Below are 11,785 nucleotides of genomic sequence, written 5' to 3'. Positions count from 1 at the left end.
AAAACCGGGGTAATCCCGGCTTCCCGCCGTTCCTGAAGCCGCTTTTCCGGCGGCTGCGGTCAGGACAGTTTTTCGATGCGCAGATGCTCCGGGTCAATGCGGACCATGTCGCCCGTGCGCAGCATCGTCAGGGCGTCCGGCCGCCAGCCTTCGGTAATGGGGATGCCCGCGAATACCGCTCCTTGGACCATGACGGGATTAAGCTTGCCGAAAACGAACGCACGGGGCGCGAAGCCCTTGCAGACCAGGTCGCGAAAAGCCCAGCCCCCGGCCACGCCGCCCTTGGCCGTGGGGATGACCAGGATTTTATCCTTGATGGATTGCCCTTCCGCGCTGTGTCCCCGCCGGGAAATGACGCCGCTGGTGCGGTCCAGATCATAACGCGGGCTGAACCCCTCCCTGAACACGACAACCTGCCCGCTGACGGTCTGACCCATGGCGCGCGTGACGATGATGATTTCGCTCATTGCAGTTCTCCTGTGCAGGCAATATCCACGCACTGCGCGGTATGGCGCAGCACGGTATTGAAACGGTGGGCCGTAATGGTGTTGACGATCTTGCCGGAATTGGAAATCAGATTGATCCAGCCGTTCATCTTTCTGATGCCGGAGAGATTCTGGAGCAGATAAAAACAGACGCCTTCCATCAGTTGTACGCCCGCCTCTTCCAGAATCCGCGCATAGCCCAGCCGCCGGGCGTTGGACATGACGCTGTTGTTGGTGGTCACAAATACGTGCATGCCTTTGGCCACCCGGCGCCCCTGGAAAAGCTCCGCCAAACGGCGCATTTCAAAGATGGAAAGTTGCGGACCGGAGAAAACGACCACATTTTCCGCACCGTCCAGATAGGCATAGTTTTGGTACACCTTGTCCAGATCCTCAGGGGTGACGGTCATGCTCTTTTGCGGCTCCCGGCCGCCGAAGGCTTCTTCACGGCTGCGGGCCTCAGGCGTGACGCCGACCATATGGTACATGGCCATGGAACCGTAGCTCGCCAAGGCGCAGCCCAGATGCTTGAGATCGTCCGGCGAGGGACGCCGCCGCACGCCTTCGAAAACCGGCACGGCGAAGTAGTCCTGATGGGGGTGGCCCACCAGCTTGCCCAACGCCCCCCAGTCCGCCACATCCCGCATTTCGGCTTCCAGGCGTACCTCAATAGTGCCGCGTCGGCAGGCGTCCAGGTGAAAACCATAGGCGGGCGTGCGCCCGGTGATGGCCGCCGAAAGACTTGCATTGCCGGATTCGAAATTGGTGCGCGCGCCAAAAATGGAATTGGCGGCAATGACCGTGCCCGTATCGCCCCAGGCCAGATGTTCTCCCAGGGTCGGCTGGTAGTAGGTCTGGTAGTTGATGCAGGAATCAATGCGAATCATGCGCAGCTCTTCCAGCAGGCGCATGATTTCCTCCTCCTTGTCCATTTCTTCGCTGTCCTGCCCCAGGCTGGCGGCACATTGCATGTCCATGCAGCGCGCATTGGTGGTGGTGTCCACCACGCAACTTGCGCCCAAGGCCTTCAGACGCCGTAAAAACTCCAGTCCGCCGTCGCCGATCAGCTCAATGTCCGCCATGACGTGTGCATTGGCGACGGGCACGAATTTTTCGGCCTTGAAAAAATTTCCCACCGCAATCTGATAGGCCAGCGCCTCTTTGACGGCCTCCCCCCGCTCACCGCGCAACATGCCTTTTTCCTCATCCGTCAAATGCATTGTCCCGGTATCCATGTCTGCCTCCTTCAGGAGTTGACGGCGCGGCCGGATGACCGCACCGATATTGGCCTGGAACGCACGCGCCCTTCCGGAAGACGCGGCGGCTTTTATTTATTTTCTTTTATAAGCATACAATAGCATACATTTTGCTCTAAAAAAAATTTGGCCCAATGCTTCGCCCAGACCAACCGCCTGCGCGGCAAGGGAAAAGAGGTTTCCCGGCGGCTTTGAAAGCCTGTTTGTAAAAATTTTTCGCTGCTTCATGGCCGCTACGCCGCCGCAACACCCTACGGGTTTTGTGTATCTAATTTTTCAGACACCAGCCCCCTCCTCGCCCAGATGCACACTGAGGCGATAAATGTCCGGGCGCAGGAAATGGGTGGTGAATTCCAGGGGATTGCCCGACGCGTCCCTGGTGATGCGTTCCAGTACCAGCAGGGACGTACTGGGGGAAACTTCCAGCAGGTCGCTGATATTTTTGGGCGGCTGCTCGCAACTGACCAGAAATTCCGAGCCCATCGGTTCCTGTGCGAATTTTTCCCGCAGCATCCTGTACACCGGCGTGGACTCCACGTCCGCCGAACTGATGTGGTTGCCGATGGTGTACGGCAGGCAGACCCGCGCCACGGCGTGCGGAATGCCCCGCGAGACGTAGAGGCGGTCGAAACGCAGGACGGGCCGGGGCCAGTCGCGCAACTTTTCCGGCAGGGGCACCTCCCTGCCCAGCCAGCCGAAGTCGATCATCTGCGTCCGCACATCCTCTCCGTTGCGGCGGAAGGTGTCCATAAAGGCGGAAACGCGGTCAATGGAGTGAATGATGCACGGCACGGCACGCGCGATAAACGTCCCCTTGCCGGGGCTGCGCACCAGCAGGCCCTCTTCCACCAAGCGTTGCAAGGCCTTGCGGATGGTGGAACGTCCCACCTGAAAAATACGGGTCAGCTCGGCCTCGGTGGGAACGCGCTCCCCTGGGCGCATGCCCATGAAATGGGCGCGTAACCGGTCCGCAGCCTGCTCATACAGGGACCGGACGCTTTCGCGTTCCAGACTTTCCATGGCGGGAAGCTTGCTGCATGACATATTTATCACCTCTCACCCGCATACAATAAGGAACATTTATTCCCTGATACCCGCGCCGTGCGGCCCTGTCAAGCCCGGCAAAAAATATTTTGCGTTCACCGGATGCCGCCTCAGCAGCGTGCCAGGGGCAATTCCTTCCAGTCTGTGGTCAAACGGGGAGAACATTGCTTCCGGCGCATATGCCAGGGGGCCTCGCCCAGGCCCTGCGCTCCGAAGGCCACGGCATCCCTGCCGAAACGCCGGTTGATGGCGTCCAGGGACGCCATCAGGCGTTCCCGCCGTTGTCGGCGCTCCGCGTTTTCCGGCACCAGCAGGCTGCCCTGAAGGCGGCCTTCGGCCTCCAGGTCAAAGAGCATGACCCCGGCCTTGGCGTAGCCGAAGCCGGGGCGGTAGATGCGCTCCAGGCCGCTCATGGCGGTGTTGATCAGGCTCAGGCTGTCCGCCGTGGGCGCGGAAAAGCGCAGCTGGACCGTCTGATCGTAAAACCGCGCGCTTTCATGGCGGGAAGTGCGGATATGCACGGCCATGCCCCCGGCCACAAGGCCCTCCCGGCGCAGGCGCGCCCCGGCGCGCGCGGCAAAGCAGGACAAAGCCTGGGCCAGCATGGCGCGTTCACGGACTTTGTTCGCAAAGGAGCGCGAGGACATCAGGGCCTTGCGGGGCGCGGGCGCATTGCCCTCCCCGATGCAGGGCAGACCGCGCAGTTCCAGGGCCGTGCGCCAGCCCGCCACGGTGAGCCGCTTGCGCAGCCAGAGATCTCCGGCCCGTTTCAGATCCAGGGCTGTGCGCACGCCCTCGGCCCGAAGCCGCTTGGCCTGTCCGCGCCCCACGCCCCAGACCTCATCCACGGGCGTCCCGGCCAGCACGGCGTCGATGTCCGCCTCCGGCCTGACCAGGGAAAAAACACCGTCATAGGCGGTCCTATTTTTGGCGACATGGTTGGCCACCTTGGCCAGGGTGCGCGTTTCCGCCAGGCCGATGGACACGCTGATGCCGGTCCAGCGCAAAATGGTCGCCCGCAGGGCGCGGCTGAATTGGGGCAGATTGGCCCGCAGGGGCGCATCCAGACGAAGAAAGGCCTCATCAATGGAATACGGCTCCACCACCGGACAGTGCTGCTCCAGAATGGCGAGAATACGCGTGGAAATATCCCCGTACAGGGCGTAGTTGGAGGAAAAAACCGCCACGTCCAGTTCCTTGAGCAGCGGGCGGATCTTGAATTCCGGCGCGCCCATGGGAATGCCCAGGGCCTTGGCCTCGGCGGAACGGGAGACGATGCAGCCGTCGTTGTTGGAAAGCACCACAACCGGCCGGTCCGCCAGATCCGGCCGGAACAGCTTCTCGCAGGAGGCGTAGAAGTTGTTGCAGTCCACCAGGGCCCAGAGCGGTTTTTTACAATTTATGGATGACATGGGTTACCACGCCCCAGATGTGCACATATTCGCGTTCCGTGATATCGATGGGTGAAAAGCACGGATTTTCCGGGGCCAGCAGCACCCGCCCGGCGCGTCGCAGCAGGCGTTTGACGGTCAGCTCGCCGTCCAGGGCGGCAATGACCACCCGCCTGTGCCCGGCCTCCACCGAGCGGTCCACAATAAGCAGATCCCCGTCGTGGATGCCCGCGCCCAGCATGGAATCACCGTGCGCGCGCAGAAAAAAGGTGGCCGCCTCATTACGTACCAGATATTCATGCAGGTCGAGCTTGCGGTCCAGATCGTCCTCGGCCGGAGAGGGAAAACCCGCCTCCACGGGCGAAAGATACAGCGGCAGGCCCTCGCGCCCGCCTGGGCGCACCGGGGCCGACGCGCCCAGCAGTTCAAGAGCGGAAGAAAAGAGCGGCGTATCCATGCCCTCTTGATAGCGGCAGAAGCCCATGCTGGCAACTGCCCAGCCGGGCCGCAGCGACCTTCAGCATCGGCCCGCGCCGCATTGACGGGCGTATCCCCGGCATTGTAGGTCTGGACCAGGGCGAATCCGCTTTGATGCCACATCTTTCAGAGCATCGCTTCAAACCAGACGAGACGTTGCGGACGGCGAACCGCCCGCAGCCGGAGGATATATGAGTTTCACGTCCCGGTTCAAAAAAAATGCCGCCAAGGTGGGCAACGGCCTGCTTTTCGCTGTGGCCCTGACCACGCCCGTGGTCCTGGGAGTGGCATTTCAGGCTTTTTCCCTGGTCTCCGCCGCCTCGTTCGGCGCCATGTTCGCCTTGCTCATCGCGCCCCGGCACGGAGCCCTGGCCCGCGTGGTGGGCATCAGCATCGGGGGCCTGCTGGTGGTGCTGGCCGCCGCCCTGGGCATTGCCCTGCAAGGCCGACACGACCTTGTGCTGGTTCTGCTTTTCCTGCTCAGCTGGCTGGCGGCCCTGCCCAGACCGGATCAGGCCTATCTGGGCCTGATGGTCAAATACGTGGCGTCTTCCGTATTGCTGACCTCTTTCGGCTTTTCCGCCACCCTGCCCATGGCCCTGGCTTTTCTCGGCGGCATTGCGCTGGGCATCTGCCTCAGCCTGGTGAGCATGCTCTTTGAAGCCGACGACGCCACCACCCCGCTGGAGGAGTTCAAAGCCTTTCTGCACGGGGCCACCAACGGCCGCCTGTTCGGCGTGGCCGTGCCCGTGACGGTGCTGTTCTCCACCCTGGCGGCGCGATATTTCTCCTTCAGCGACCCGGCCTGGGTGGGCCTGACCGTGCTCTTCGTCATGCACAGCGACGGCGCCACGGAGCTGTTCCGGATCTGGGCGCGAACCCTGGGCACTCTGGCGGGCGTGCTGGTTTCCGCCGTGATCCTCTACACTGTGACCGCCCCCCTGCATATCGCCGTGGCCATAGGGCTGGCGGCCTTTGGCATGCCCTATGCCAAGGGCCATTACGTGCTGTTCAGCTTTGCCATCACCTGCGCGGTGCTGCTGCTCATCGACATTTCCATGTTCCAGATGGGCGGGGACATGCCCTTGCTGCGCTGGCGGCTCATTGACACGGTCATCGCCTGCGCCTGCGTGCTGCTCTCCAACCTCACGCTTCGGCTGATCCGCAGACTGCGCCACCGGGGAGACCCCCCGGCGGGACAGGCGGCATAATTTCACGGCATATGACGGAAAGGCCCCCTGAACGCGAAGTTCAGGGGGCCTTTCGGCGTTATGGTCCGTGAATTGCTCTATTCCAGACTGTAGACCTTGCGGATATACCGCTCGTTGTAGTGGAAATCCCAGTGCAGTTCCTTGATCGCGTGCATGAGCTTTTCCCGCGACCGGGTTTCAATGGCATCCACGATCAGGCCGTGCTCGGCCACGGCCGCCAGATACCAGTCCGGCACGAAATTCTTGCGCGGGAAGTCCCAGAGCCGATTTTTGATGGGCGCCAGGATGCGCCTGGCGAAAATATTGGGCGAGACCTCGAAAAAAATCTCGTGAGTACATATTTCAATACAAGGATCCGGGCACCCTATCCCGCAGGGCAGACCCCGGAAACGGCCAGAGCAAAGTAACTTTTCAAAGTCACTTTGCTCTATCTGCCGAGGCTTGAGGCAAAAGGCTCCGAAACGCGCAAGGCGTTCCGGGGCCTTTTGTTTGAAATGCAAGGGGGTGAGCTTACACCGCGCCGCTGCCCCTGCAGACCGGACAGGGGGTGCTGTTGCCGCAGTGCGGACAACTCACGGGCGTGACCTTGCCGTTGCCCCGGCAGCGGGGACAGGGCAGATCGCCGTACTCCGTCCGGATCACGCCCTTGCCGGTGCATTCGGGACACACAGGCTTGCGCTGGCCGTTCCAACAGGCTCCGCAGGAAATTCTGCCGGTGCCGTCGCATTTTTCACAGAGTTGCATGGCGGCTCCTCATCATGGGGAAAAGGTTGTAAAAAGACGCGCGGATACGGTCCGTGCCGACCGTCATCTCCACCACGTGGGCCTGGATAACCCGAGGGATGCCGCCCGGTCAATGGCCCCGCCCCCGTCTGTTCCCTACTGTCTGATTGCAAAAATTTCGAGCAGAGTCATGCTCCCAACTTTCGCCGGCTCCCTGCGGCTACGCCGCCGCAAAACCCTACGGATTTTATGTGTCTAATTTGAAAAATTAGACACACCTGATCCGGCGTGCGGCCGACAGGCATTGAATCAATTTTTAATGAAGTAAAGGCCTTGCCAGCCATAATAAAAATTGATAGTCTTCAATCTAAAATTTACCTACATTAATATAAAAAGAACAAGCGCAACTTTTTGCGCAGTCCCGTTCTGCCGCAGGATGACGAGGTTTGCCATGTCCGATACAATCTCCTTTTCCCAGACTCTGGCCCGGCTGATGCGGGCTCTTGACGCCGCCAGCGAAGCTGAATTGGCCCGCGCCCTGGGCATCACGCCCCAATCCGTCAGCGGCGCGCGCAAACGCGGTGAAGTGCCCCCGGCCTGGATTCAGACCTGCGCCGCGCAAACAGGCGTCAACGCCCACTGGCTTTTTTTCGGCAGCGGTCCCATGCGCCTGCCCGAAGCAGCGGAAGGCGAACTGCCCAGCATGCAGGAGGATTGCGACACCGAGCTGATCACCGTGCCGCTGGCCGAGGCCCGTTTGTCCGCCGGTACCGGCAGTCTGGAAGTCAGCAGTAACAGCAACGAGGGCGGCTATGCCTTCCGCAGCGACTTTCTGCGCCGCAAGGGCAATCCCCGGCGCATGGTCCTGATGCGGGTGTCCGGCGACAGCATGGTGCCGGAAATCTTCGATAACGATCTGGTATTGCTGGACCGGGGCCAGACGGAAATCAGCCCGGGCCGTCTCTATGCCGTAGGTTTTGAAGACGCCATCTACATCAAGCGCATCGACAAACTGCCCGGCAAGATCATCCTGCACAGCGTCAATCCGGCCTATCCGCCTCTGAGCCTGGATCTGCGCGGCGACTGCGCGGATCAGTTCCGGGTTATCGGCCGCGTGCTCTGGTCCGGCCGTGAATACCGCTGACCCGAGGGCGCTGTCTCGCGCCGGGCGCTGACTGATTTCCGCCGACCCCGCCCGACCGTCATGGCTGAAGCCGGAAACCATGCCCGGCGCGGAGTCGGGTCGAACCGCGCCGTTATCGAAATCCGGCATCACTTGCGCCCGTTCCTTGTCTCGGCTAGGCTGAATGTCAGCAAAAATTGCGGCCGCGGCCGCGCGCAAAGGAGTTGTCCATGCTGAAACATTGTGCGGCATCCGCCCTTCAGGCTCTCCTGCTGCTGGCTGTAGTTGCATTGCTCCCGGCGCTTGCCGGGTCAGCGTCGGCGGCAGCCGCCGGTTCCGCGCAATCGCCTCCGGCGACAACGGCCGCCGAAAGTCCGCGCGCGACTATTCCCGCCGCGCCGGACGCCGTGGAGCCTTCCGATGACGCCGCCCCGGATGCCGGGCAGGATGTCGCGGGTGACGCGGAAAACGCCGCCGAAGTGGACCGCCTGCTCAGCCGGGACTTCCGTGTCTGCATGGATGCGGCGGCGGGCATCACCGTGCCCATGCAGGACTGCATGAACGCCGAGGTGGAACGCCTGGAGAAGCATATGGCCGAACAGCGCGCCCGCCTTGTTCCGATTCTCTCCGAAGAACGGGCCAAGGCCCTCAATGACGCGCTTGAAGCCTGGGAAAATCTGCGCAAAAACGGCTCCTCCGCCATGTACGATCCCGACGGCGGCACTCTTGCCACGGTGATTTCCTCACTCTGGTATCTGGAGCAGACCGCGCGCATGTCTCGCTGGCTGGACGATATGCTGAACAGCGCCACTTCGCAGTAAAGCGATCCGGCGCTCTCCGGGTTCGGCGACGCCTCCGGCGGCCAGGAGGGCAATCTCCTATTTAACAGGCTCCAAAAAATAAGATTATAGCCTCTCAATAGATATTGAGGGGCCTTTTTATTTTCTTAGCCGCTCAATCTCTCCAACCACCCTCTTGAAAAAGTCGATCGGATCTGCTTGCAGAGCCTCGCACAGACAAAATATTGTGTTTACAGTCGGCTTTCTATTCCCCTTTTCTATGTCTCTCAGATAGCATCTTTCGATGTTCGCAAAATCCGCCAAAGATGATTTGCTCATCTCCTTTTCATTTCTTAATGATTCAAGTGTATTAGCTATAACTTCCGCCAAATTTGGATAACGTTTCATGCTTCAAGATACACGAAAATCTTGGCTTCCTTCAGATACAAATGTATCCATACGGAATCGGATACTTAAATATCCGAAATAAGTTTTCGTCATAGGGGAAATCAATTTGATGCATCAGAGATCAGTTGCATAGCTTTCAGAAATTGTTTTGCAATGATTAAGTCCACTTGTTTTACCCTGAGCCGACCACAACGGGCAGTGTATTTACTCAGGCGTCTGGAATAACAGGAAAAAATAAAAATGCGGACCCTCTTGCGAGTCCGCATTTTTATTTCCTTCTGGTAACGAAAAAGAAGCTTCGCTAATCAGTCCCCTCCTCCGTCTTGGCCGCCGCCGCGGGCACAGTGTCCGTCCGGGCTTTGGCCGCATCGGCCCTGGCCTTTTTGACGCGCGGCGTGCCGGTGCGCAGCACGTGGAACTTGCGCACCGAGGGCTTGCGGTGGATGGACTCCTGCTTCAGGCATTTGGTGGGGCATTTTTCCACGCAGGCCGAGCAGTACACACAGAGGAAGGGGTCATATTCCCAGCGCCCGGCCTTGGCATCCACAGTAATCGCGCCGGTGGGGCAGACCCGGGCGCAGGTGGAGCAGAAAATGCAGGCCTGCACGTCATTGTGGATGACGCCCCGGTAGGCCGGGAAGGGCTCGCGCTCCTCCAGCGGGTACAGCCGCGTGGCGGGCTTGCCGGACAAATTGCGCAGTACGTTTTTGAGCATATACATGGGCTACCTCTCTGTGCAGGAAATGCACGGGTCAATGCTCAGCACGATCACCGGCACGTCGGGCAGTTTGCAGCCGGGCAGCATGTGCAGCAGGGCCGGGATGTTGGCAAAGGTGGGCGTGCGCACGCGCATGCGCTCCAGCATCTTGGTGCCGTTGGCCCGCACGTAGTAGAAGAGCTCACCGCGCGGCTGCTCCACCCGGAAGATGGATTCGCCGTCCGGGTTGCCGGGCAGCTTGACGGTCAGCTCGCTGTCGGGCAGACGGTTCAGGGCTTCGCGGATCAGGTCGATGGAGTGCAGCACTTCGTAAAAGCGCACCTTGGAACGGGCATAGCAGTCGCCGTCCTGCTCCACCACGGGGATGAAGTTGAGGTCGTTGTAGGCCGCGTAGCCGTGCATGCGCTCGTCGATTTCCCAGCCGCTGCCGCGCAGGGTGGGCCCGGCCGCGCCCAGCAGGCGAGCGTCGTCCTTGCTCAGCAGGCCGATGCCGCGCGTGCGTTCCTGCACGGTGTAATCGTTGAGCATGGTGCTGGTCAGCTCACGCATGCCCTGCTCCAACGCGTCGAGCTGCTCCAGCATCCAGCGGATCTGGTCCGGACTGAGGTCGCGACGCACGCCGCCCACCACATTGACCGACAGGATCACGCGATTGCCCGCCGTGGCTTCGCAGATGTCCATGACATGCTCGCGGATGCGCCAGAACTGCTGGAATACGCTTTCAAAACCGAAGGCGTCCGCGAACAGACCCAGCCAGAGCAGATGGGAATGGATACGGTGCAGCTCGGACCAGACCACCCGCAGGAACTGGGCGCGCGGCGGGGCCGTGACGCCCAGCATGTCCTCAATGGCATTGCAGTAACAGTTGGCGTGGATGCAGGAGCAGATGCCGCAGATGCGCTCCACCACAAAGACCATCTGATTGAAATCCTTGTTGCGGACCAAACTTTCCAGGCCGCGGTGCACAAAACCGAGCTGCGGCACGGCCTGCACCACGGTTTCGTCCTCCACCACGAATTTGATGTGCAACGGCTCCGGCAGCACCGGATGCTGCGGCCCGAAGGGAATGACGGTGGTGCGGTTGCTCATGCTTGCTCTCCTTTGGCGGCTTCGCCGCCCTCAGGGGCGGGCGCGGGCGTTTTGGCCCCGGCCGGGCGCTTCACCGTGGTCATGGTGAAGTAAGGACCGCGCGTGACTTCGCCTTCCAGATACATGCCGCCCTCATAGTCCAGAGGCAGGCCCTCAAAGCGCACCCCGAACTGATCCTGGGTCTCGTTTTCAATGAGCACCGCGCAGAAATAGACCGAGGAGATGCTGGGAATGAGCTGGTCCTTGTCCACATCCATACACAGGTGGCGCATACCCTTGGCGTCGCTGGGCGACCAGTGGCAGAGCTCGGAGTTACGGCGCAGATCCGTCATGGTCAGATTTTCGTCAAAGTGATAGTAAAGGCGCAGGGTATGCTCGTCGAGCACGGTCTGCGACATGGTCACAAAACGGTATTTGGCGTCCGCCAGACGCCGCACCTCGGTGAGCAGCGTTTCAGGCGTGACGGGCGTGGCTTCGAAAAACATGGCTTTTGTCCTTTACCGGGCTCAACCCGCGTTGTTCATGTGCGCCGCAGTATCCGGCTCTTGTCCGCCGTTGTCTCCCACGGCACCGGCAGGCGTTCCGTCGTCGGCGTCGCCGGGCATCAGCATGGGCTCGGGCGCGGGGCCCAGGCCCATCTTGGCCTTGAGCACGTCCAGGGCCGTGACCACTCCGTCGATGATGGCCTCGGGCTTGGGCGGGCAGCCGGGCACAAAAACATCCACGGGAATCACGTTGTACGCGCCGTTGAGGATGTTGTAGCTGTCCTTGAAGACCCCGCCGGAGAGATTGCACGCGCCGATGGAAACCACGGCCTTGGGTTCGGGCATCTGGTCGTAGATCTGCTTGAGCACATGCCGGTTGCGGTGGTTGACCGTGCCGGTGACCAGCAGCACGTCGGCGTGCTTGGGGTTGCCGGTATTGACCACGCCGAAACGCTCCACGTCGTACATGGGCGTCAGGCAGGCCAGCACTTCGATATCGCAGCCGTTGCAGGAGCCGCAGTCAAAATGGATGATCCACGGCGACTTGAGTCGGCTCCGTTTGATCATTGCATCGAGGAATCCCATAGTCCGGCCTC

Annotated in this window: 15 protein-coding genes; 3 read left to right on the top strand and 12 right to left on the bottom strand. The window is 61.0% G+C overall.

Annotated features, from left to right (window positions below; all coding sequences use genetic code 11):
- Positions 1-59: 59 nt before the first annotated feature.
- The 5 genes from HMPREF1022_RS05315 to HMPREF1022_RS05295 form a co-directional block, all read right to left on the bottom strand.
- The gene (locus tag HMPREF1022_RS05315; protein WP_008685099.1) at positions 60-467 is read right to left on the bottom strand and encodes an aconitase X swivel domain-containing protein; all 408 of its coding nucleotides are present in this window, start codon (positions 465-467) and stop codon (positions 60-62) included.
- Positions 464-1,720 (bottom strand): aconitase X, encoded by a 1,257-nt coding sequence (locus HMPREF1022_RS17100; protein ID WP_009302224.1) that lies wholly within the window; start codon positions 1,718-1,720, stop codon positions 464-466. Before HMPREF1022_RS17100 ends, HMPREF1022_RS05315 begins: the two co-directional genes overlap by 4 nt.
- Before the next feature lie 297 nt (positions 1,721-2,017).
- Positions 2,018-2,785, bottom strand: coding sequence for a GntR family transcriptional regulator (locus tag HMPREF1022_RS05305; protein ID WP_009302223.1), 768 nt, complete (start codon positions 2,783-2,785; stop codon positions 2,018-2,020).
- A 110-nt stretch (positions 2,786-2,895) separates the two neighbouring features.
- Positions 2,896-4,197 carry a Y-family DNA polymerase gene (locus tag HMPREF1022_RS05300; RefSeq protein WP_009302222.1) on the bottom strand — a complete coding sequence of 434 codons (1,302 nt, stop codon included), beginning with the start codon at positions 4,195-4,197 and terminating at the stop codon, positions 2,896-2,898.
- Positions 4,178-4,660 carry a LexA family protein gene (locus HMPREF1022_RS05295; protein WP_009302221.1) on the bottom strand — a complete coding sequence of 161 codons (483 nt, stop codon included), beginning with the start codon at positions 4,658-4,660 and terminating at the stop codon, positions 4,178-4,180. The genes HMPREF1022_RS05300 and HMPREF1022_RS05295 overlap by 20 nt, the downstream gene beginning before the upstream one ends.
- A gap of 184 nt (positions 4,661-4,844) precedes the next feature.
- Between HMPREF1022_RS05295 and HMPREF1022_RS05290 the strand changes: the two genes are divergently transcribed.
- On the top strand, positions 4,845-5,864 hold the full coding sequence (locus tag HMPREF1022_RS05290; protein ID WP_008685105.1) for an FUSC family protein: 1,020 nt from the start codon (positions 4,845-4,847) through the stop codon (positions 5,862-5,864).
- A 77-nt stretch (positions 5,865-5,941) separates the two neighbouring features.
- Here the strand turns inward: HMPREF1022_RS05290 and HMPREF1022_RS05285 are convergent, their stop codons facing one another.
- Positions 5,942-6,364: an FCD domain-containing protein gene (locus tag HMPREF1022_RS05285; protein ID WP_009302220.1), complete on the bottom strand. Its 423-nt coding sequence runs from the start codon at positions 6,362-6,364 to the stop codon at positions 5,942-5,944.
- Positions 6,365-6,374: 10 nt separating this feature from the next.
- Positions 6,375-6,608 (bottom strand): molecular chaperone DnaJ, encoded by a 234-nt coding sequence (locus tag HMPREF1022_RS05280; RefSeq protein ID WP_009302219.1) that lies wholly within the window; start codon positions 6,606-6,608, stop codon positions 6,375-6,377.
- A gap of 430 nt (positions 6,609-7,038) precedes the next feature.
- Here HMPREF1022_RS05280 and HMPREF1022_RS05275 point away from each other — a divergent pair, with 430 nt between their 5' ends.
- Both HMPREF1022_RS05275 and HMPREF1022_RS05270 read left to right on the top strand, forming a co-directional pair.
- Positions 7,039-7,731: a LexA family transcriptional regulator gene (locus HMPREF1022_RS05275; protein ID WP_008685108.1), complete on the top strand. Its 693-nt coding sequence runs from the start codon at positions 7,039-7,041 to the stop codon at positions 7,729-7,731.
- 209 nt (positions 7,732-7,940) lie between these two features.
- The gene (locus HMPREF1022_RS05270; RefSeq protein ID WP_009302218.1) at positions 7,941-8,531 is read left to right on the top strand and encodes a lysozyme inhibitor LprI family protein; all 591 of its coding nucleotides are present in this window, start codon (positions 7,941-7,943) and stop codon (positions 8,529-8,531) included.
- Between the two features lie 117 nt (positions 8,532-8,648).
- On the opposite strand, the gene HMPREF1022_RS05265 is transcribed toward HMPREF1022_RS05270, so the two are convergent.
- The 5 genes from HMPREF1022_RS05265 to HMPREF1022_RS05245 all read right to left on the bottom strand — a co-directional run bounded on the left by HMPREF1022_RS05265 (position 8,649) and on the right by HMPREF1022_RS05245 (position 11,774).
- Positions 8,649-8,897, bottom strand: a complete 249-nt coding sequence (locus HMPREF1022_RS05265) for a helix-turn-helix domain-containing protein (RefSeq protein WP_035060671.1) — start codon at positions 8,895-8,897, stop codon at positions 8,649-8,651.
- A 301-nt stretch (positions 8,898-9,198) separates the two neighbouring features.
- Positions 9,199-9,618 (bottom strand): 4Fe-4S binding protein, encoded by a 420-nt coding sequence (locus tag HMPREF1022_RS05260; RefSeq protein WP_008685112.1) that lies wholly within the window; start codon positions 9,616-9,618, stop codon positions 9,199-9,201.
- Positions 9,619-9,621: 3 nt separating this feature from the next.
- Positions 9,622-10,704, bottom strand: a complete 1,083-nt coding sequence (locus HMPREF1022_RS05255; protein WP_008685113.1) for a hydrogenase large subunit — start codon at positions 10,702-10,704, stop codon at positions 9,622-9,624.
- Positions 10,701-11,189 carry an NADH-quinone oxidoreductase subunit C gene (locus HMPREF1022_RS05250; RefSeq protein ID WP_009302217.1) on the bottom strand — a complete coding sequence of 163 codons (489 nt, stop codon included), beginning with the start codon at positions 11,187-11,189 and terminating at the stop codon, positions 10,701-10,703. The genes HMPREF1022_RS05255 and HMPREF1022_RS05250 overlap by 4 nt, the downstream gene beginning before the upstream one ends.
- A gap of 21 nt (positions 11,190-11,210) precedes the next feature.
- On the bottom strand, positions 11,211-11,774 hold the full coding sequence (locus tag HMPREF1022_RS05245) for an NADH-quinone oxidoreductase subunit B family protein (RefSeq protein WP_009302216.1): 564 nt from the start codon (positions 11,772-11,774) through the stop codon (positions 11,211-11,213).
- Between the last annotated feature and the right edge of the window lie 11 nt (positions 11,775-11,785).

The organism is Desulfovibrio sp. 6_1_46AFAA (assembly GCF_000224635.1).
GTDB lineage: Bacteria > Desulfobacterota > Desulfovibrionia > Desulfovibrionales > Desulfovibrionaceae > Desulfovibrio > Desulfovibrio fairfieldensis.
The sequence above is the reverse complement of the archived record's forward strand: the minus strand, read 5'-3'. Positions and strand labels throughout refer to the sequence as shown.

Excerpts from the sequence above, each read along its gene's own strand:
- HMPREF1022_RS05255 (WP_008685113.1), bottom strand. The coding sequence starts at position 10,704 with ATGAGCAACCGCACCACCGTCATTCCCTTCGGGCCGCAGCATCCGGTG.
- HMPREF1022_RS05270 (WP_009302218.1), top strand. The coding sequence starts at position 7,941 with ATGCTGAAACATTGTGCGGCATCCGCCCTTCAGGCTCTCCTGCTGCTG.
- HMPREF1022_RS05300 (WP_009302222.1), bottom strand. The coding sequence starts at position 4,197 with ATGTCATCCATAAATTGTAAAAAACCGCTCTGGGCCCTGGTGGACTGC.
- HMPREF1022_RS05290 (WP_008685105.1), top strand. The coding sequence starts at position 4,845 with ATGAGTTTCACGTCCCGGTTCAAAAAAAATGCCGCCAAGGTGGGCAAC.
- HMPREF1022_RS17100 (WP_009302224.1), bottom strand. The coding sequence starts at position 1,720 with ATGGATACCGGGACAATGCATTTGACGGATGAGGAAAAAGGCATGTTG.
- HMPREF1022_RS05250 (WP_009302217.1), bottom strand. The coding sequence starts at position 11,189 with ATGTTTTTCGAAGCCACGCCCGTCACGCCTGAAACGCTGCTCACCGAG.
- HMPREF1022_RS05295 (WP_009302221.1), bottom strand. The coding sequence starts at position 4,660 with ATGGGCTTCTGCCGCTATCAAGAGGGCATGGATACGCCGCTCTTTTCT.
- HMPREF1022_RS05275 (WP_008685108.1), top strand. The coding sequence starts at position 7,039 with ATGTCCGATACAATCTCCTTTTCCCAGACTCTGGCCCGGCTGATGCGG.
- HMPREF1022_RS05305 (WP_009302223.1), bottom strand. The coding sequence starts at position 2,785 with ATGTCATGCAGCAAGCTTCCCGCCATGGAAAGTCTGGAACGCGAAAGC.
- HMPREF1022_RS05260 (WP_008685112.1), bottom strand. The coding sequence starts at position 9,618 with ATGTATATGCTCAAAAACGTACTGCGCAATTTGTCCGGCAAGCCCGCC.
- HMPREF1022_RS05245 (WP_009302216.1), bottom strand. The coding sequence starts at position 11,774 with ATGGGATTCCTCGATGCAATGATCAAACGGAGCCGACTCAAGTCGCCG.
- HMPREF1022_RS05265 (WP_035060671.1), bottom strand. The coding sequence starts at position 8,897 with ATGAAACGTTATCCAAATTTGGCGGAAGTTATAGCTAATACACTTGAA.
- HMPREF1022_RS05280 (WP_009302219.1), bottom strand. The coding sequence starts at position 6,608 with ATGCAACTCTGTGAAAAATGCGACGGCACCGGCAGAATTTCCTGCGGA.
- HMPREF1022_RS05315 (WP_008685099.1), bottom strand. The coding sequence starts at position 467 with ATGAGCGAAATCATCATCGTCACGCGCGCCATGGGTCAGACCGTCAGC.